Annotated in this window: 18 protein-coding genes; 10 read left to right on the forward strand and 8 right to left on the reverse strand. The window is 62.8% G+C overall.

Annotation, left to right across the window (positions count from 1 at the left end; all coding sequences use genetic code 11):
- The first annotated feature begins 233 nt into the window (after positions 1-233).
- Positions 234-779: an Ltp family lipoprotein gene (locus AB0I57_RS10430; protein WP_358333921.1), complete on the forward strand. Its 546-nt coding sequence runs from the start codon at positions 234-236 to the stop codon at positions 777-779.
- Between the two features lie 76 nt (positions 780-855).
- Here the strand turns inward: AB0I57_RS10430 and AB0I57_RS10435 are convergent, their stop codons facing one another.
- The 5 genes from AB0I57_RS10435 to AB0I57_RS10455 form a co-directional block, all read right to left on the reverse strand.
- Complete coding sequence (locus tag AB0I57_RS10435; RefSeq protein WP_358333924.1) at positions 856-1257, reverse strand: hypothetical protein; 402 nt, start codon at positions 1255-1257, stop codon at positions 856-858.
- 135 nt (positions 1258-1392) lie between these two features.
- Positions 1393-2298 carry an oxygenase MpaB family protein gene (locus AB0I57_RS10440; RefSeq protein WP_358333927.1) on the reverse strand — a complete coding sequence of 302 codons (906 nt, stop codon included), beginning with the start codon at positions 2296-2298 and terminating at the stop codon, positions 1393-1395.
- Between the two features lie 98 nt (positions 2299-2396).
- On the reverse strand, positions 2397-2783 hold the full coding sequence (locus AB0I57_RS10445; protein WP_358333930.1) for a DUF5313 family protein: 387 nt from the start codon (positions 2781-2783) through the stop codon (positions 2397-2399).
- A gap of 162 nt (positions 2784-2945) precedes the next feature.
- Complete coding sequence (locus AB0I57_RS10450) at positions 2946-3707, reverse strand: MerR family transcriptional regulator (protein ID WP_358333933.1); 762 nt, start codon at positions 3705-3707, stop codon at positions 2946-2948.
- A gap of 39 nt (positions 3708-3746) precedes the next feature.
- The gene (locus AB0I57_RS10455; protein WP_358333936.1) at positions 3747-5600 is read right to left on the reverse strand and encodes a long-chain fatty acid--CoA ligase; all 1854 of its coding nucleotides are present in this window, start codon (positions 5598-5600) and stop codon (positions 3747-3749) included.
- A 318-nt stretch (positions 5601-5918) separates the two neighbouring features.
- Between AB0I57_RS10455 and AB0I57_RS10460 the strand changes: the two genes are divergently transcribed.
- From AB0I57_RS10460 to AB0I57_RS10470, 3 genes are all read left to right on the forward strand, one after another.
- Positions 5919-7019, forward strand: coding sequence for a YncE family protein (locus AB0I57_RS10460; protein ID WP_358333939.1), 1101 nt, complete (start codon positions 5919-5921; stop codon positions 7017-7019).
- Positions 7020-7250: 231 nt separating this feature from the next.
- Positions 7251-8345 carry a beta-propeller fold lactonase family protein gene (locus AB0I57_RS10465; RefSeq protein ID WP_358333942.1) on the forward strand — a complete coding sequence of 365 codons (1095 nt, stop codon included), beginning with the start codon at positions 7251-7253 and terminating at the stop codon, positions 8343-8345.
- Positions 8346-8507: 162 nt separating this feature from the next.
- On the forward strand, positions 8508-9599 hold the full coding sequence (locus AB0I57_RS10470) for a YncE family protein (RefSeq protein ID WP_358333945.1): 1092 nt from the start codon (positions 8508-8510) through the stop codon (positions 9597-9599).
- A gap of 224 nt (positions 9600-9823) precedes the next feature.
- Here AB0I57_RS10470 and AB0I57_RS10475 read toward each other — a convergent pair whose 3' ends face one another.
- Positions 9824-10381 carry a GNAT family N-acetyltransferase gene (locus AB0I57_RS10475; protein ID WP_358333948.1) on the reverse strand — a complete coding sequence of 186 codons (558 nt, stop codon included), beginning with the start codon at positions 10379-10381 and terminating at the stop codon, positions 9824-9826.
- Positions 10382-10512: 131 nt separating this feature from the next.
- Here AB0I57_RS10475 and AB0I57_RS10480 point away from each other — a divergent pair, with 131 nt between their 5' ends.
- A complete protein-coding gene (locus AB0I57_RS10480; protein ID WP_358333951.1) occupies positions 10513-11172 on the forward strand; it encodes a helix-turn-helix domain-containing protein in 660 nt (219 codons plus the stop codon).
- The gene (locus tag AB0I57_RS10485) at positions 11169-11831 is read left to right on the forward strand and encodes an enoyl-CoA hydratase-related protein (protein ID WP_358333954.1); all 663 of its coding nucleotides are present in this window, start codon (positions 11169-11171) and stop codon (positions 11829-11831) included. Before AB0I57_RS10480 ends, AB0I57_RS10485 begins: the two co-directional genes overlap by 4 nt.
- Before the next feature lie 9 nt (positions 11832-11840).
- Here AB0I57_RS10485 and AB0I57_RS10490 read toward each other — a convergent pair whose 3' ends face one another.
- Positions 11841-12863 (reverse strand): LacI family DNA-binding transcriptional regulator, encoded by a 1023-nt coding sequence (locus tag AB0I57_RS10490; protein ID WP_358333957.1) that lies wholly within the window; start codon positions 12861-12863, stop codon positions 11841-11843.
- Positions 12864-13073: 210 nt separating this feature from the next.
- On the opposite strand from AB0I57_RS10490, the gene AB0I57_RS10495 reads away from it, so the two are divergent.
- From AB0I57_RS10495 to AB0I57_RS10505, 3 genes are all read left to right on the forward strand, one after another.
- The gene (locus AB0I57_RS10495) at positions 13074-14012 is read left to right on the forward strand and encodes a dihydrodipicolinate synthase family protein (RefSeq protein ID WP_358333960.1); all 939 of its coding nucleotides are present in this window, start codon (positions 13074-13076) and stop codon (positions 14010-14012) included.
- Positions 14013-14441: 429 nt separating this feature from the next.
- Positions 14442-15617: an Nramp family divalent metal transporter gene (locus AB0I57_RS10500; protein WP_358334874.1), complete on the forward strand. Its 1176-nt coding sequence runs from the start codon at positions 14442-14444 to the stop codon at positions 15615-15617.
- 273 nt (positions 15618-15890) lie between these two features.
- Positions 15891-16550, forward strand: coding sequence for a ScbR family autoregulator-binding transcription factor (locus tag AB0I57_RS10505; RefSeq protein ID WP_358333966.1), 660 nt, complete (start codon positions 15891-15893; stop codon positions 16548-16550).
- 99 nt (positions 16551-16649) lie between these two features.
- Here the strand turns inward: AB0I57_RS10505 and AB0I57_RS10510 are convergent, their stop codons facing one another.
- On the reverse strand, positions 16650-17078 hold the full coding sequence (locus AB0I57_RS10510; RefSeq protein ID WP_358333969.1) for a PPOX class F420-dependent oxidoreductase: 429 nt from the start codon (positions 17076-17078) through the stop codon (positions 16650-16652).
- A gap of 165 nt (positions 17079-17243) precedes the next feature.
- On the opposite strand from AB0I57_RS10510, the gene AB0I57_RS10515 reads away from it, so the two are divergent.
- On the forward strand, positions 17244-18797 hold the full coding sequence (locus tag AB0I57_RS10515; RefSeq protein WP_358333972.1) for a succinic semialdehyde dehydrogenase: 1554 nt from the start codon (positions 17244-17246) through the stop codon (positions 18795-18797).
- The last annotated feature ends 107 nt before the right edge of the window (positions 18798-18904 follow it).

Consider the following 18904-nt stretch of genomic DNA (forward strand, 5'->3'; position numbering starts at 1 on the left):
CAAGTGAAATACATTCCCAGAGCGTGGGATAAGGTCGGTGTCGAATCGCTGTGATCGACGTTGAAGCACGATCGCAAATACTGGCACGCCTTCGTGATGAATGCGGAATTGATTGCGTCAGTTGACAAGTGGATTCGTTTCTACATGGTGAACGGCGGTACTCTGCTCAATCCTTGTCCACCGTTTGGATAGAACTCCCATGGTGAACCGAGATCGTGTGGGATGCTTCGCGCATGAAGCTGCGACTCGCTACGTCCTTCCTGGCCATCGGTGTCCTAACGCTTACCGCATGTGGCGGGAACACGGAAGGTGAGCCGGAAACGCCGGAATCCGCTCTGACGATTGCACTGAGCACGCCCACCCCCACCTACGAGATGCCTGCTCCTGCACCGTCGCCCAGTAAAGAGGAGGAAGCGGCGTCCAGCACGAACCATGCACCTCCACCAGAGCCCGCACCGGCAGTCGCACCCGCCCCGGCCGAGCCGCAGATCAGTGCCAGTCAGCGGAATGCCGTCCGGTCTGCCGAGCAGTACATCGACTTCATGGCCTTCTCTCGCACCGGACTGATCGACCAGCTCGAGTTCGAAGGCTTCTCCACCGAGGATGCGACGTATGCGGTGGACAGTTTGAGCGCGGACTGGAACAGGCAGGCTGAGCTGAGTGCCGAGCAGTACCTCGAGATGATGTCGTTCTCCAAGTCAGGACTGATCGACCAGCTCGAATTCGACGGCTTCACGAGAGCTCAGGCTGAGCACGGAGCCAACGTGGCGTACAGATAAGTCCGGTCTCCGGGATTTTCGCCCACTTCCTCACCGAGCGCACCGGAGCTGTCCGGACCTAGCGATTGTGTGGTGGTCAGCTGCTTCCCGAAAATGGCGACGGGACGACGTCGAATTCCAGTGTCGCCTCGGCTTCGGGGCCGCCCGGTGGGTCGAACGTGAAGACGGCGGTGTACCGGCCTGGCTCGTTGGTCACAGTTGCCACGGTGCCGAGTCCGAGGGTCAGAGGGATGATTCGCTCGGTCACATCACCATCAGGTTCGGTGATCTCGAGCAGCACGGGCGTGGTTCCGTCACCGTTTGCCGGGATGGGCAAGACCAGCGCGCCGAGCGTCACCAAGTTGTTCGAGTAGATGGTTCCGATCAGTGGGAGCGGATCGATCTCATAGGTGGTTGAGGCGGTTGCGGTGGGTGCGAGAGCAATGGATGTTGCTCCGGCCAGCGCGGCGATTGTCAAGGTCCCTCGAGAGAAGTTCACGCGTAATCCCTTCCGTTCGACGGTCTTTACGCGCAGAAACAATACGGCAGTATGGACGAGTTACCCCTGCAATTCTCCGTGTGTCCGAGAACAATTCGAACACAGCTCTCTACGTCGATGAACAAGTCGAAAGGATCAGGATGAGGTGTTCTCTGGCGCTACCGTGCCGGTGGTGTGCTTGACCGGGCACGTTCTGGGGAAGGTGCCCAGTTTCTCCACTTCGTACCCAGCCGGGTAACTGCGAATGTTGGGAAGGTCTCGGGCGAACTTGGGTACGGTGCGCACCGGGTAGAAGCGAATCAGCCGTGCACGTGCCTTCAGCGCACCGCGAGCCAGGCGCCGAACGAGAGGGGAGGGGCGGGGATAGGCGAATGCGTCGAGGAGCGCGTCATCCATTATTGCCCGAGAGAATCGCTTGATCAGGGCGGCGGGTGCGAAGTTGTTGGGCGGGAATGTGCAGAGTAGATCGAGGGTGGAGTCTGCGACGGCGCGAGCGCCCTCGTCGAAGAGGAAGTGCTCGCGCTCGTAATCGTCGAGGAACTTCTCGAACGCCTCGAAGGTTTCGGGAATCTGTTTGATTCCCATGTGGCTGCCCAGCGCCCGGTAGTAGTTCGTCGAGGCGACGATCTCGTTGCGGGTGAGCTTCCGCCAGCCGAAGTCGTCTATCCAGCGGACCGGTGTGACGACGAACGTCGACAGAACGTAGCGCATGTCGTCGTTGGAGATGTCGTAGGAGCCGTGCATCTGGTTCATCCGACGGATCCCGGCACGGCCACGGCCGCTGTCCATGCCGTGTTCGAGGACGGTGTCGAGGATCAGTGCGGTGTCGTCGTACCGCTTCTGCACGCGCCCCGTGAATTCGCCGGTTTCGAACAGAAGTCGCCCGATGCTGGGTACGGCGTATGTCCGGAACAGCGCGAAGCTGAGAGCCTGAGTGATGTCCCAGGGAAACTCCTGAGTGCCGAGAATGCGGCATATCTCTTCATGCTGCGTCTCGGGATCGAGTTGATCGGTCCGGTGACGAAGATCGAAGCGTTTCATTGGTCCGACTTCCGGAAGCAACTGTCGGGTAGTTCAGACAATTCGACTGTATCGCCTGCCGCAACGCGATACCAGAATGCCGCTCCGGTGCCAGACGGCTATTCCAGCGCGCGACCGTGACGCTTCTCGTAGTCCTCGCGGGTGCGACTTGCTCGGCGCGTTGCCCTCTCGTTCACCAATTCCGGATCCAGTCCGTGGATGAGCAAGCGGTGGCGCCGGTAGTTGTTCATCAGCGCGATCGCGAAGTAGAGAAGCGGGATCAGCAACAGGCCCATCATCGCGAGAGGAACCCACACCGGACCTGGGATGAGCAAGAACAGCAGTAGCGCCACCGAGCCGGGAAGCATGAACCGCGCGAGGTACCGCATCGAAGCACCCGGACCGACCAGGTCTTTGCGGACCCAGTCTTGCATCGACTCGGGCAGAATGCGGCCGAACGAGTATCCGACGTACTGACGGAAGGTGGGACTCTGTGCCGTGGGCATGAGTTCAGGATAGTGGCGCTGCATAGAGCTGCATAGAAGGGACGCCACCGCGATTGTGTCTATTAGTTCACTAAAATTCGGGGTTCGGTATGTAAGGCCGAAGTCGTATACGCCGAAGTGCCGGCCGTCGCCGACCGGCATCCGCACGGACTGGTCGACCGGCTACTGCCGCTGGGCGTTGGCGACTATTACGTCCCGAACGTACTGCGCAAGCCCCGGGGCGACCTCCTCGTAGTGCCGGCGAAAGCGGTCGTCGGCGACATACATCTCGGCGACGTTCACCTGCATCATGTGGTCGCAGTCGTAGAACTTCGAGACCCAGGCGCGATGTTCCTCGGCCAGCGCGTTGGCCCGATCGGACCCCGGTTCGACGCCCTCGCCCATCGCATGCGCAAGTTTCGCCTCGAGTGCGTCTGTCTCGTCCTTGATTCGCTGCCAGTCCTGCTTCTTCATGTTCGCTGTGCGCTGCTGTGACTGCGTCCAAGCGGTGCTGTCGCCCCAGCGTTCCTCGGCCTCGGCTGAGTACTCCTCGCCGCGCCAGTCGTCACCAAAGATCTCGTGCTGCTCTTCGGGGGTGAGTGCGATGCCCATACTCTTGGCCTCCATCATCTTCTCCACGGCTGCAGCCATCTGATGTAAGCGATCGATCCGTTCACGCAGCAGTGCGTGCTGCCGCCGTAGATGCGCGAGTGCATCGACGTCGGGGTCGTCGAGGAGGGCTGCGATCTCCTCTAGGGGGAAACCGAGTTCCCTGTACATCAACACCCGGTGCAGTCGCTCTACGTCTGCATCCGAATAGCTGCGGTACCCACTCGGTGTACGGCCAGACGGCGTCACCAGGCCGATTTCGTCGTAATGGTGCAGAGTGCGCACACTCACTCCGACGAGCCTGGCGACCACGCCTACCGTATGTTTTTCGCTCACGTCCTCCAGCCTGCAGCCTCACCTCACGTGAGGGTCAAATCAGGAGTAGAGGCCCGCGAGTGCGTCGGAGAAGTTTTTCATCACGACCTTGCGCTTGAGTTTCATGCTCGGTGTGATCTCGCCGTTCTCGATGGTCAGTTCCCGATCGAGGATTTGGAACTTCTTGATCTGCTCCCACCGGTTCAGAGTGGCGTTGAGTTCCTCGATGTAGCCCCCGATCAGGTTACGGGTTTGCTGAGCGTTGGCGATTTCGGCGAGTGGCTTGTCTCCCATTCCATGTTGTTTCGCCCATTCCCCTATGGCTTCGGGATCGAGGGAGACCAGTGCGACGCAGAACGACTTTCCTTCGCCGTCGACGATGATCTCTCCGACGTAGGGGCAAATGCCTTTGAACGTGGACGCGATCGCCGACGGTGCCACGTACTTGCCGTTGGACGTCTTGAACATGTCCTTCTTGCGGTCGGTAATTCGCAGATACCCCTTGTCGTCGAGCTCCCCGATGTCACCGGTGCGGAACCAGCCGTCGTCAGTGATCGCTTCGGCTGTGGCTTCAGGGTTTTCGTGGTAGCCGCTCATGACGCCCGGGCCCTTGATGAGAACCTCGCCGTCGTCGGCGATCTGGATCTCGGTGCCGGGAACGGGCCAGCCGACAGTGCCGAACTGGTTCGCGGACGGCCGGTTGACGACCGTCGCGGCACTCGTCTCGGACAATCCGTAGCCCTCCAGGATGACGATGCCGACTGAGTCGAACCATTGCGCCACATCACGGTTGAGTGCCGCCGAACCGGAGATGAAGAACTTCAGCCGTCCCCCGAAGCGATCCCGGATAGTGCGGTACACCAGTCGATCCGCCACGGTGCGCTGGATCGAATCGAAGACCGATGGGGTCTTGCCCGCCTGTTTCGCCCTGGACACCGAGAGGCCGACACCGACCGCCCAGTCGAAGATCTTCTCCTTCGGTCCCCCCTCCTCACGCACCATTGAAACGATGCGCGCGTAGGCCTTCTCGAAAATCCGGGGGGCTGCGCCCATGAAGGTGGGTCGTACCACGGCGAGATTCTCGACGATCTTGTCGACACGACCGTCGATCGCGGTCGCGAAACCGATCTGCAGGGGAAGGGTGAGCAAGAGCTTTCCGAACACGTGCGCGAGCGGGAGCCAAAGGTATTGAAGATCGTCGGCGTCGAGGAAGCCGGTGGAGTCGATCGCCGATACTTCGTAGGTCCACGCCGAGTGCGACAGACGCACTCCCTTCGGTTTGCCCGTGGTTCCCGAGGTGTAGATCAAGGTGGCCAGGTCGTCCGGCTTGATCGCCTCGATCCTCTGGTGTACGGCTTCCGGCTCCTTGGCGAGCAGCTCGGCACCGAGGTCCTGCAATTGCTCGAAGGTGATGACCCAGCCGTCATTGTTGCCGGGATCGCCGTCGATCAGCACGACCTTGTCGACGTGGCCCAGTTCTTCTCGCCGTTCACGCAGCTTGTCCAGCTGACTGTCATCCTCGGCGAAGACGACGCGACTGCTCGAGTCGGCGATGATGAAGGCGACGTCATCGGCCTTGGTGGTCGGATACACCGTGGTGGTGGCCGCGCCGGCACACATCACGGCTAGATCGGCCAGCGCCCATTCGTGTCGGGTGGACGAGGCCAGCGCCACCCGCTGTTCGCCCTGCACGCCGAGCGCGATGAGGCCGGCAGCGAGGTTGAGCACACGGTCGCCTACTTCGGACCACGTGATACTGCGCCAACGTTCGGGCTCCTGCGGGTCGACGTAGCGGAAGGCTTCGCGGCCCGGTGACTGCGCCACCCGATCCAAGAATAGTGCTGCTACCGACGGGGCCCGGTTCTCGATCCTGGACCAATCCACGACCTCTTCCGACGCGTGCTGTGCTGTCATGCGTCGATCTTAGGAAGAGGTGCCGTCCAGCGGAGCGATTTCGCCACGCGTCCTTCAGCCCGCTGCGGACGAGTACGACGATCACGAACACCTGTTGTGTTCGTTGCGGCACGCATGCCGATCGCGCTCCTGACGTGTAGGGCGGTCCGGAGGCTCGATCATTCCTCGCATGGCGAAGGTGGCCGTGAGGAGTGCGGCGAGTCCTGAAGCGAAATCGAGATCTCGGCTGTTAGCCTCCGATGGGCCGGTGTCGGGTCCGGACATCGGTTGTCTCGCTGCAAGGTTGATCCGTTTTGTTCCTCTAGGCAGGAGAAAAATGTGATTCACCACAGGAGCTTTCGCGGTAGTTCCACGGTCAGGGGGCGCACCCGTCGTGTCGTGCTCGGGGTGACGGCCGTATTCGGCATGGTGCTCGGTATCGCCGGTGTGGGGGCGGGGGCTGCGGTGGCGGATACCGTCATCGCGACCGTCCCAGTCGGGAACAACCCGGTCGGGGTGGCGGTCCTCCCGGACAGCTCCCGCGCATACGTCACCAACAGGTCTGATGATTCGGTGTCGGTGATCGACACCGCCACCAACACCGTCGTGGGTGGACCCATCGCGGTCGGGGACAGGCCGTTCGGGGTGGCGATCACCCCGGACGGCTCCCGCGCCTACGTCGCCAACGGTACTGGCGACACGGTGTCGGTGATCGACACCTTCACCAACACAATCGTTGGTGGACCCATCGCGGTCGGGGATTTTCCGCACTGGGTGGCGATCACCCCGGACGGATCCTTCGCCTATGTCACCAACAGAAACGATGATTCGGTGTCGGTGATCGACACCGACAGCAACAGCCAGATCACGACGGTCCCGGTCGGGGACAGTCCGCGTGAGGTGGCGATCACCCCGGACGGCTCCCGCGCCTATGTCACCAACTTCATCGACGACACGGTGTCGGTGATCGATACCGACAGCAACACAATCGTGGGCGGACCCATCCCGGTCGGGACCAACCCGCGTGGGGTGGCGATCAGCCCGAACGGGAAGCGGGCCTACGTCACCAACCGACTTGGAGATTCGGTGTCGGTGATCGACACCGACAGCAACACCGTCGTGGGCGGACCCATCCTGGTGGGAGACGGTCCGCGTGGGGTGGCGATCACCCCGAACGGGAGGCGCGCCTACGTCGTCAACGGTGACGATGATTCGGTGGCGGTGATCGAGACCGCCACCAACACCGTCATCGAGACCGTACCGGTTGGGGCCGGTCCGCGCGGGGTGGCGATCGCCCCGAATGGGAGACACGCCTATGTCACCAACATAAATGGCGATACGGTGTCGGTGATCGCCATCGACCAGTGCCTCGGCTCGCTGTGCTTCGACTTCGGTTCGTTGACCGGCAGCGGTTCGGGCGCAGGCAGCACCTTCAGCTGACACCCGCACTGGAGAAGTGGCAGACCGCCCGAGCGCAATCTCGGTGTATCACATACCGGTTCGAGTGCTCGGACATGCCTCGCATGGCGTAGTGGCCGTGAGGGGTCCGGCGAGTCCTGAGGCGAAATCGAGATTTCGGCTGTTAGCCTCCGATGGGCCGGTGTTGGGTCCTGGCACCGGCTGTCTCGCTGCAAGGTTGATCCGTTTTGTTCCTCTAGGCAGGAGAAAAATGTGAATCACCACAGGAGTCTTCGGGGTTGTCCCGCGGCCAGGGGGCGCACCCATCGTCTCGTACTCGGAGTGACGGCTGTATTCGGCATGGTGCTCGGTATCGCCGGTGTGGGGGCGGGAGCAGCAGGCGCGGATACCGTCATCGCGACCGTCCAAGTCGGGAACAACCCGGTCGGGGTGGCGGTCACCCCGGACGGGTCCCGCGTCTACGTCACCGACCAATCGGACGATTCGGTGTCGGTGATCGACGCCGGCACAAACATGGTGGTTGATACCTTCGATGTCGGGGACTTCCCGACCGGGGTGGCGATCTCCCCGGATGGGTCCCACGCATACGTCGCCAACCGTGACGACGATTCGGTGTCGGTGATCGAGACCGCTGGGAACAGCATCATCGAGACCGTCGACCTCGGGGACCGCCCGGTCGGGGTGGCGGTCACCCCGGATGGGTCCCGCGTCTACGTCACCATCAGAGGTGATGACGAGGTGTCGGTGATCGACACCGACACCAACGCAATCATGGGCGGACCCATCGCGGTCGGGAGCAGTCCGCGTGAGGTGGCGATCACCCAGAATGGGTCCCACGCCTACGTCACCAACCGACTTGACAATTCGGTGTCGGTGATCGAGACCACCGGGAACACCGTGGTCAAAACCGTGACGGTCGGGAGCGGTCCGCGTGGGGTGGCGGTCAGCCCGGACGGATCCCGCGTCTACGTCTCCAACATAGGCGACAATTCGGTGTCGGTGATCGAGACCGCCACCAACACCGTTGTGGGCGAACCCATCCCGGTCGGGGTCAGTCCATTCGGGGTGGAGGTCACCCCGGACGGGTCCCACGCCTACGTCGCCAATGGTGATGATGATTCGGTGTCGGTGATCGAAACTGCCACCAATACGGTGGTCAAGACCGTCCCTGTCGGGGACCTCCCGTTCGGGGTGGCGATCTCCCCGGACGGGTCCCGCGCCTATGTCACCAACTTCGACGACAGTACGGTGTCAGTGATCGGTATCGAACGGTGTCTCGGCTCGCTGTGCTTCGACTTCGGTTCGCTGACCGGCAGCGGTTCGGGCGCGGGCAGCATCTTCAGCTGACACCCGCTGTGGAGAGGTGGCAGGCCGCCCCAGCACATTCCTGGCGCGCCATCGTGCAACGGTTCGACTGCTCGGTCATATCTGATATGTGTCCGGGATTCGGGCCTTGGCCACCGTGACTGCAAGGTTGATCCGTTTGTTCCTCCGAGGTAGGAGAAAAATGTGAATCGCCACAGGAGTTTTCGGGGTCTCCTCACGGTCGGGGGGCGCATCCAACGTTTGCTGCTAGGGGTGACGGCTACCGCACTGATGGTGGCCGGCGCGACCGGAATGGGGGCCGGCACCGCAGGAGCGGACACCGTTATCGCCACCATCGGCGTCGGGGGCTTCCCATTGAAGGTGGCGATCAGCCCGGACGGAACCCGCGCCTACGCCACCAACTTTGACGACGATTCGGTGTCGGTGATCGACACCGGCACCAACATGGTGACCACGACCGTCACGGTCGGGAACGGCCCGTTCGGGGTGGCGATCACTCCGGACGGAACCCGCGCCTACGTCACCAACTTATTGGACGATTCGGCGTCGGTGATCGACACCGGCACCAACATGGTGACCACGACCGTCACGGTCGGGGACTTCCCGCGGGGGGTGGCGATAACTCCGGACGGAACCCGCGCCTACGTCGCCAACGGTAATGATGATTCGGTGTCGGTGATCGACACCGGCACCAACATGGTGACCACGACCGTCACGGTCGGGGACTTCCCGCGCGGGGTGGCGATCACCCCGGACGGGTCCGATGCGTACATCACCAACTTCATGGACAGTTCGGTGTCGGTGATCGACACCGGCACCAACATGGTGACCACGACCGTCACGGTCGGAGGCGGCCCGACCGGGGTGGCGATCACCCCGAACGGAACCCGCGCCTACATCACCAACCAATTCGACGATACGGTGTCGGTAATGGATACCGGCACCAACACAGTTGTGGGCGCACCCATCCCGGTCGGGGGCAACCCGCGGGGGGTGGCGATCACCCCGGACGGAACCCGCGCCTACCTCACCAACGACCTTGATGCGTCGGTGTCGGTGATCGATACCACCACCAACACAGTGGCCACGACCGTCACGGTCGGGGACGGCCCGGTAGGGGTGGCGATCACCCCGGACGGAACCCGCGCCTACGTCACCAACCAATTCGACGATACGGTGTCGGTGATCGGCATCGAACGGTGTCTCGGCTCGCTGTGCTTCGACTTCGGTTCGGTGACCGGCAGCGGTTCGGGCGCGGGCGGCATCTTCAGCTGACACCGCCACCTGAGACGAGCAGGGCGGGGGCATCCGGTTTTTTTGGACGGAGCCAGGTGGCGGTCGGGTGAAGTGACGGCTTTCCGGTGTCCGACTACTTCCCAATTATATTGCGCAGCATCCCAATTACTATGGGATACGCGCTCGATGCTCGGCATTGCCGAACTCCATCCAGCGCGAGAATGTTCTTGATGAGCTCTGACGTCTAGCAGTCAACCCGGCACTCATGCCGAACGAATATCGAACCTGTTGAGGTAATGGGAGCCGTCGTCGATCGGATTGTCCGGTGGAAGGAACCCCTCGCCGACTCGCCGGAACCCCGCCTTTTCGAGTGCGCGCCACGACGCCTGGTTCGGGACGGCGACGGGGACGATGATCGAGGTGGCGTCGGGTAAGTCGAGGCGACACTTGCGGACGAAGGAACTGATCATCGCGGTGCCGAGACCCCGGCCGGTGTTTCGCCGGTCGCCCACGAAGTAGTCCATCGAGATGGACCCCGGCGGGATCTCGACGAGCTTCGTGAGGATCCCGAGATCCTCGGGATAGTCGGCGATCCGGTAGCGCTGAATGAATCCGAAGGGTGCTCCATGGCGCAGGACGAGAAAGTCCTCGCTGGGCTCGGTGCCATCGATGCTGCCACCGAAATCACGCTCGATGCTCGCGTCCGAGGTGTCGTGGTTCCAGAACCGCGCCACGTGTGGTTCGCGGAGCCATCGTTGCAGTTGAGGGAAGTGCTCGCGTGTTGTGCGTACGAACTCGAAGGAGGCTGCTTCGGCGCTCACGCTTGGAAAGTTAGCAGCAAAGCGTTCGGTGTGGTCCGACTCGACGACAAGAGTCCTCGGCTGGAGCACACATCGAGCCCTGTGAACTTACTCACGAGTAATAGAACGATTGATCTGCTATCGTTCGGTGCATGCCCAGACCACGCGTCCACGATCTCGACGACGCCCTCGATGCCGCCGAGAGGCTGGCTGTGGAGGGTGGACCGAGCGCGGTGACGCTGCGCGCGGTCGCCGGGGCAACCGCGATGTCCAACGGCGCCATCTATCACGCCTTCGGCTCGCGGGGCGGGTTGGTCGGGCGTGCCTGGTTACGGGCTGCGCACCGATTTCTCGACCTCCAACAGAAGTCGGTCGAGCAGGCGCTGGCCTGCCTTCCGGCGGATGGCAGGGCGGCCGCGGTGGATGCGGTCGTCGCAGCGGCCGACAGCCCGGCGGCCTTCGCCGAGCACTTCCCGCAGTCGTCACGATTTCTTCTCACCGTCCGCCGGGATGAACTACTTGGGGCGGATGTTCCAGATGAGGTTTCAGACAAGTTGTCGCGCCTCGATTCCGTTCTCACCGAACTGTTCACACGGTTGACCCTGGCTCTGTGGGGGCGCAAGGACGGTCGCGCAGTAGAAGTGATCGAATCCTGCGTCGTCGGGCTTCCCACCGGACTACTTCTCCACGGTCGGCGGAGCCCTGACACCGCCATGCGCCGACACCTGGAAGTGGCCGTCCGTGCCGTTCTCGACCTAGACCCCCCACCTATGGGGAAACGTCATGAAATCAACACGAAAGGCTCCTCATGACTGCCACACTCACCTACCGGGACAAGATCGCCGTTCTCGACCTCGGCAACGACGAGAACCGCTTCTCTCCCGAGTGGCTCGACTCAGTCAACGGGCTCCTGGACGACGTGCAAGAGCATGGGTCGCAGGCCCTCGTCACCACGTCGACCGGAAAGTTCTACTCCAACGGCCTCGACCTCGACTGGTTGATGGCCAACGGTGACCGCACGGATTGGTATGTCGGAAAGGTGCAGGCGCTGTTCAGCCGAATTCTGACATTCCCGCTGCCGACGGTGGCCGCGGTAGCAGGGCACGCGTTCGGAGCAGGCGCCATGTTCGGAATGGCTCACGACTACCGCGTGATGCGATCCGACCGTGGGTTCTATTGCTTCCCCGAGGTCGACATCCACATTCCGTTCACACCAGGGATGGCCGCGCTGATCCAGGCCAAGCTGACCCCGCAGACCGCGGTCAAGGCCATGACCACCGGCCATCGTTTCGGTGGAACCGAAGCGCACGCCAGCGGCCTTGTGGATGCGACCGCCCCGGAAGGCGCGGTCCTCGATGCAGCGATCGAACTCGTCGCTCCCATCGGCGCGAAGGACCCCGGCACTTTGGGCGCGATCAAGTCCACCATGTTCGCGCCGGCCATTGCTGCGCTCGTCTCTGACCAGTCATGACCCCAGGGCTCACCCGCGGCCGGTTCCGGCCGCGGGTGACGCCGATGATCGTCGGGGAATCAGGGTGGGCATGGCTCGCCGGATCGGGTCGTTGATCGGCTCCCGTGAGAGCATCAAATCGACAGCGGCAGCAGCGATTTGATCGAATGGTGTGCGAACCGAAGTCAAAGGGACCGGCAGCAGATTCGCCAGAGGAATGTCGTTGTATCCGACCAGCGCGAGGTCATCACCAACGGATAAGGACCGTTGATGCGCCGCCGCGGTGACGCCTAGAGCGAGATTGTCATTGGCGGCGAAGACGGCAGTGGGGCGATGGGATGACCTGAACAGCCGATGGCCCGCCTTTTCGCCGCTTTCGATTCCGAAACCCGTTTCGATGATCCAGTCAGGGTTGACTGTGATATCAGCTTCGCTGAGTGCCCGCATGCTCCCCGCGAGTCGACCGGTCGCGGTCGAGGTGAACAGTGGGCCGGGCAGAACCGCAATGTCTTTGTGCCCCAGGTCTATCAAGTGCCGGGTGGCAAGGTAGCCACCCGCTTCGTCATCACCGATCGAGGACGGGCTGATCCCGTCGGTGCGGAGCACCAGTGCGTGCGGAACGCGTTGATCACGCAGTTGTCGCGCCAGGGCGTCGTCTTGCCGGCTCGACGCGATGATCAATCCGTCGACGTTGCGCGACAGGAGCGTCTGGGCCGCCTTTTGTTCGTCCGCAGGATCGTCACCGGTCGTCGCGACCACGGTGAAATAGCCGAGCCGATCGGCCGCTCGTCCGATCGCCTCGAACATCAGCGCCATGACCGTATCGCTCAACCGGGGTACGAGCACACCGATCGTGGCCGTCTCGCCGCGGCGCAGGTTGGACGCGAACGTGTTGCGGCGATATCCGAGCGATTCGGCGGCCGCCCGAACGCGCTCTGCCGTCGCCGACCGTGAGGGAGGGACGCGGTCGTCGAGGATCCGGCTGACCGTGGAGGTGCTTACGCCGGCTGCTTTGGCGACTTCACGCAACGTGACGGGTGGGGTCTTGTCCATCACGGGCCGCGATACAAACCGCTTCGATTCCATTGCCTACCCAATCTATCGCTCCTGGCATGTCACCTCGCCCCGAGTAGCGCCCCAGCCGCGAAATCCGGGTCACAGTCCTTTGTCTAGGTGACTCTTGACATAGCTATGACTGTATCGCACGATGGGAACGTTCCCGGGAACGTTCCCATTCAGCACCGACAGTTAAGCGAGAAGATCGTGACCTCACTCGACCTCCGAGGACTTGTCCCAGCTCCCATCACCCCGTTCAATCGGGATGAATCACTCGACTTCGACGCAATCGGGCGTCTCGGGTCGTGGCTGGCCCACGTCGATGGCGTCAAGGGCCTCGTCGTGCTCGGCCATGCAGGTGAGGGCACCTTCCTCACCCAGTCCGAGCAGGCCGCCGTCATCTCGGCGTTCCGCGATGCCGTCGATGACCGGCTGCCGATCATCGCCGGAATCACGGGCGAAGGAACCGCGGTCGCCGCCGAAGAAGCCAAGCGGGCAGTGGCCGCCGGAGCTGCGGCGGGGCTCGTCTACCCATCCCACGGTTGGCTGCGATTCGGCTTCCAGAAGGGCGCCCCGCAGGATCGCTACCGGCAGATTCACGAGGAATCCGGGCTGCCGCTGATCCTGTTCCAGTACCCCGATGTCACCAAGGCAACCTACGACCTCGATACCCAGCTCGAGATTGCCGCGCAGCCAGGCGTCTTCGCCACCAAGAACGGTGTGCGCAACATGCGGCGATGGGACACGGAAATTCCTGTTCTTCGCTCGGAGAACCCCGACCTTCAGATCCTCACCTGCCACGACGAGTACCTGCTCCACACGATGTTCGATGTCGACGGCGCTCTGGTCGGATACGGAGGACTCGCCCCTGAGCCGCTCGTCGAACTCATCGCCGCCGGAAAGGCCAAGGACTACCCCGCTGCCCGCGCTATCCATGACCGCTTGCTGCCGGTGACCCGCAATGTCTATCACCGGGGCTCACACATGGAGGGCACCGTGGCGCTGAAGGAGGGCCTGGTGGCTCGGGGAATCCTCGAACACGCGACCGTCCGTTCGCCGCTTCTGCCGCTGGCCGAGGGAGCAGGCGCCGAGATCGCCGCCGCCCTGGCGTCTGCGGGCCTGGAGTCGGTGGTCGCCTACGCCTGAGTACGGGCAGTAAGACCTCCCTGCGGAGTCAAGGAGGCCTAGCGCCTCCGGTCGAAAGTGCTGTCCGCTGTGTGCAGCATCTACGAGTGCAGCCAATTTCGAGCACAGCTAATTGCGAGTACAGGTGGTGTCGGTCGGCCACCGGCAGTGGGCCGACCGACAACGCCGTCGCAAACGCAGGTTCCGCCACGGCTCGACTTGCGGGATGCCGCTTGCAATCGCACCCTCAGTGGCGGAGAACCGCCCGTCCACGCTCTCTCTTCTGCGGATCACTGACTGGGGTTCGAACAATAGAAAGAATGCTCATCGATGAGACAAGAATCTCGAGCGTCAACCGTTCCGCTCGAAGACGACGTAGTGATCACCCGCAATCCTGACCTGCGTAATCGCCGACCCCGATCACAACGGAGGTGGGTTCACACCCTGGCGATGGCCGGACCGGCGTTCGTCGTCGGCGCCTGGCAGTTCGGACCGGGCGCCCTCGCCAGCTCCATCCAGGCCGGCAGCCAATACAGCTACGCCCTGATCTGGGTGCTCGCGGGCTCGGCGATCTTCGCTCTCACGTACGCGGACATGAGCGTCCGCCTCGGCATCCGTACACCCGTGTCGGTCATCAGCTCGGTGAAAGACGCGTTCGGACGCGGCGTCGGTGTCGCTGCCGGCGGCGGCGTCTTCTGCATTGCCCTGTGCTTCTCGGTCGGCAACGCCGTCGGGGCGGGTCTGGGACTGTCGCTGGCCTTCGGTGGCTCGCCGGTGTTGTGGAGCGTGGTATGCACGGCCGCGGTCGGATTGATCTTGTTGTTCCGGAATGTCTACCGCACGGTCGAGCGCCTCCTGGTGATGGTCGTTGCGGTCATGGCAGCCACCTTCATCATCAGTGCCGTCATCGCCAAGCCGGATTGGTACGAGGCGATGAATGGCATAGTCCCCAGCATTCCGCCGGGTGGACAGCTGCTTGTCGTCTCCATCGTCGGAACCAACTTCTCTCTCAACGCAGCATTCTTTGCTTCTTACACAACTCACGAACGCAACCGCACAGAAGCCGAATATCGTGAGGCAACCATCGTCGGCACCATCCCAGGCATTATCGCGCCAGCCTTCATGTCAGCGCTCGTGATGATCGTTTCTGCCGCTGTGCTCGGGCGCGAGGGCGTCGAAGCGTCTTCCTTTGCCGGACTTGCCAAAATCTTCGAGCCGCTCGCCGGACCCGTTGGATCGACGATCTTTGCCATCGGCCTGTCCGGTGCGGCGTTCTCTTCGATGGTCGCGAACGCGACCGGTGGTGGCATCATGCTCTCCGACGCGCTCGGAAAGGGTCCGACATCGAGCAGCACCATTGCCAAGAGGACCAGCGCAGCAATCCTCGCCGTTGGCTTGTCTGTCACGCTCGTGGTGCAGACGAATCCGATCCAGCTCATCATCGGCGCTCAAGCGCTGACCGTGCTGGTTGCCCCGTTCCTCGGCTTCCTGTTGCTGGTCATGAGCAACAGATCGACATTGATGGGAAACCTCCGCAACAAGTGGTGGCAGAACGTTCTCGGCGGGTTTGGGTTTTGCGCGATCCTCAGCGTGTCCGGATTGTTCGTATACCAGTTGTTCGGCTGAGCTTGTCGCTGTGCAGAGACGGCAGGTCAGCAAGCGCCGCGCTCGGGGAAGTCGTCTTCGGTCCCGGGCGCGGGCCTTCAGGGTGGAATGAATCGGGAATCAGGACAACCCAACTCGGTGCCGCTCGCGCAGCAATAGGTAGTCGTAGGCCTACACGCCGCAGAGCACGTCAATCGAAGTTCGCTGGTAGCGTCGGCGGTTCGGACGATGTGGTACGTCGTGCGCGGCCGTAGTCGTCGTTACGTTCCTCATGCGGCATGGAAAGGTGTGAGCGTGGTTCAGCAGGCGCGCGCTGCAGCTACCAAACGGCAGATCGTCCGTGGGGCAGCAGCGATGTTCGAGAAGTCAGGTTTCGAAGGGGCCAGGCTCGGCAACATCGTCGAGTCTGCCGGGATTACGAAGGGGGCGTTGTACTTCCACTTCCGTTCCAAAGAGGATTTGGCGCGCTTCATTATCGGTGAGCAACACCGTATCTCCATCGCGTCCGTCGAGGCGATCGGCCGTGAGCAGGCCCCGGCGATCGAGCAGATCGTTATGCTCTGCCATGAGTTGGTCCGGCAGATCGCCAACGATCCAATTGTTCGCGCAGGCATCAGGATCACGCTCGAACTGAGCATTGACGACCAGGGGCCTGCCGATCCCTATCTCGACTGGATCGACAGTTGCGAGTTACTCACCGCCAAGGCTGTCGAGGAGGGCGACCTCCGTCGAGACATCGACCCGGCTAGATTCGCTCGCTTCGTCATCGGTGCCTTCACCGGTCTCGATACCGTCTCGCAGGTGTTGACCAAGCGCACCGACCTCGCGGAACGGGTCGATGACATGTGGGAGTTCGTGCTCCCCGGAATCATGCCCACGGGTAGGCATCAGAACATCGCGAGGATTCGGCGAGCGCGATGGACCCCCGTCGAGGACAACCAATCGGCTGTGTAGACCGTGCCGACGATCGGCGACCCAATGTGCAGTACGCCGGTTGGCCGGACAGTTGTGAACGACGAACATCCAAACTGGTGTGGCGGTGATGCCGAGGATTCAGTCGGCGAGGGCCTTGTGTGCGATCACCTTCTGAATCTGCAGGCGCACCAGAATTTCGCTGGCCACACCGTTGCGCTCACCGAACTCCTCCGCGCGCTCTTCCCCCATGTACCTGCCTCCGATCCGTGTGGCCCACCTCAACAGCTCGGCGGGATCCTCCGAGAGCTCGGCCCGGCCCTGAATGATCGCGTATGCGAACGGGGGGCGCTCGTCGTCGACGCATAGTGTGGCCCGAGCGTCACGTACGAGGTTGCGGCCCTTCACCGACGTCTTTCCTGTAGTGAAGACGAGATCGTCGCCGTCCAGAACGAACCAGACCGGCGCTACGTGCGGGCCGCCATCGGCGCGTACGGTCGACAACTTGCCGGTGCGAGTGCCTTCGGAAATGAACGCGCGCCACTCCTCATCGCGCATGCTCTTCGCCATGAAGACATCATCACACGGCCCGACCCTGTCACCGGGTGCAAGCGCTCTGCGGCCACATTGGTCCCGGTGTGAGATTCACATGTGACCTGGCACACGATGCGGGTAGATTTCGAGCGGGTAGATTACATGTAACCGAATTTAACTACTATTCAGTAGGGGTATGAAATGCCTGCTCCAACAGCCGCGACGTTTGCGCGGCTTGCCGACCTCATCGCTATCCCAGATGCGGCGGATCGCCCGACTCGCTCCGTCGTGGAGGCATTCACCGGTAAGGAATTGGCGACCGTCCCCGTCGGTACCGCCCAGGACGCCAAGGACGCGGTCGCCCGCGCGCGGGTGGCGCAGAAGGAATGGGCCAAGCGACCGGCTTCCGAACGCGCCGCTATCTTCCATCGCTACCGCGACCTGGTGCTCGAGAACCGAGACGCCCTGATGGACATGGCGCAGGCCGAGACCGGCAAGTCTCGGGCCAATGCACTGGAAGAAGTCCTCGACATTTCGCTCACCGCCCGCCACTACGCGCGCATCGCAGGCAAGCTGCTGCGCCCGCGGCGCGTTTCGGGCATGCTCCCGGGCATTACCAAGACCGTGGTGAGGCACCACGCGAAGGGTGTCGTGGGTGTCATCGCCCCCTGGAACTACCCGATGAATCTCGCCGTGTCGGATGCCATCGCCGCTCTGCTCGCGGGTAACGCCGTGGTCCTCAAGCCAGACAGCCAGACCCCGTATTGCGCCTTGGCCTGCGTCGACCTGCTGTACCAGGCCGGACTCCCGCGTGACCTGTTTGCCGTGGTCCCCGGCCAAGGCACCGTGGTTGGCACTGCTCTCGTCGAGAACACCGACTACGTGATGTTCACCGGGTCGTCGGCGACGGGCCAACTCCTCGCCGAGCAGTGCGGGAGGCGCCTGATCGGCTTCTCCGCGGAACTCGGCGGCAAGAACCCCATGATCGTCACCGCGGGTGCGAACCTTCGAGAGGTCACCGACGCCGCCGTTCGTGCCTGCTACGCGAACTCGGGCCAGCTGTGCATCTCGATCGAGCGGATCTACGTAGAGGAGTCCGTCGCCCCCGAGTTCACCCGGATGTTCGGCGAACGCGTCCGCAACATGAAGCTGGGCGCCAGCTACGACTTCGGTGTCGAAATGGGGAGCTTGATATCGGAGGCGCAGGTCAAGGTGGTGTCCAACCACGTCGACGATGCCGTCGTGAAGGGCGCCACCGTGGTCGCCGGCGGCAAGGCTCGACCCGACCTGGGTCCACTGTTCTACGAGCCGACGGTGTTGACCGGGGTTCCGGAGAGCGCCGAGTGCTACCGCGAGGAGACGTTCGGGCCGTTGGTGTCGATCTACCCGGTTGCAACCGTGGACGAGGCGATCAAGCGTGCGAACGACACCGAATACGGCCTCAATGCCAGCGTGTGGGCGGGAACCAAGGCAGAGGGCGAGGCCATCGCCGCTCAGGTCCACGCCGGAACGGTGAACGTCGACGAGGGATACGGCCCGGCATGGGGTAGCACCGGTGCTCCGATGGGCGGTATGGGTGTGTCCGGAGTCGGGCGTCGGCACGGGGACGACGGCCTCCTCAAGTACACCGAGCCGCAAACCGTCGCGACCACCCGCGTCCTCAACCTCGGTGGGCCGCGTGGGTTGCCGCCGAAGCTGTGGGCAAAGATCATGCCGCCTTTCGTGAAGGCGATGCAGTGGCTTCCCGGTCGCTGATTTCCTACCCTTTGGGGTACGGATCCTGATCCGCACTCTCGTTCGCGCGCGTCACACCTTGCACTCGGGTGTGGCGCGCGCGGAAGGTTCGCGGATTGCAAGTGTCA

The sequence above is a fragment of the Rhodococcus sp. NPDC049939 genome, from assembly GCF_040656415.1.
Taxonomy (GTDB): Bacteria; Actinomycetota; Actinomycetes; order Mycobacteriales; family Mycobacteriaceae; genus Rhodococcus_F.

Excerpts from the sequence above, each read along its gene's own strand:
- AB0I57_RS10430 (WP_358333921.1), top strand. The coding sequence starts at position 234 with ATGAAGCTGCGACTCGCTACGTCCTTCCTGGCCATCGGTGTCCTAACG.
- AB0I57_RS10440 (WP_358333927.1), bottom strand. The coding sequence starts at position 2,298 with ATGAAACGCTTCGATCTTCGTCACCGGACCGATCAACTCGATCCCGAG.
- AB0I57_RS10445 (WP_358333930.1), bottom strand. The coding sequence starts at position 2,783 with ATGCCCACGGCACAGAGTCCCACCTTCCGTCAGTACGTCGGATACTCG.
- AB0I57_RS10455 (WP_358333936.1), bottom strand. The coding sequence starts at position 5,600 with ATGACAGCACAGCACGCGTCGGAAGAGGTCGTGGATTGGTCCAGGATC.
- AB0I57_RS10480 (WP_358333951.1), top strand. The coding sequence starts at position 10,513 with ATGCCCAGACCACGCGTCCACGATCTCGACGACGCCCTCGATGCCGCC.
- AB0I57_RS10485 (WP_358333954.1), top strand. The coding sequence starts at position 11,169 with ATGACTGCCACACTCACCTACCGGGACAAGATCGCCGTTCTCGACCTC.
- AB0I57_RS10490 (WP_358333957.1), bottom strand. The coding sequence starts at position 12,863 with ATGGACAAGACCCCACCCGTCACGTTGCGTGAAGTCGCCAAAGCAGCC.
- AB0I57_RS10500 (WP_358334874.1), top strand. The coding sequence starts at position 14,442 with ATGGCCGGACCGGCGTTCGTCGTCGGCGCCTGGCAGTTCGGACCGGGC.
- AB0I57_RS10510 (WP_358333969.1), bottom strand. The coding sequence starts at position 17,078 with ATGGCGAAGAGCATGCGCGATGAGGAGTGGCGCGCGTTCATTTCCGAA.
- AB0I57_RS10515 (WP_358333972.1), top strand. The coding sequence starts at position 17,244 with ATGCCTGCTCCAACAGCCGCGACGTTTGCGCGGCTTGCCGACCTCATC.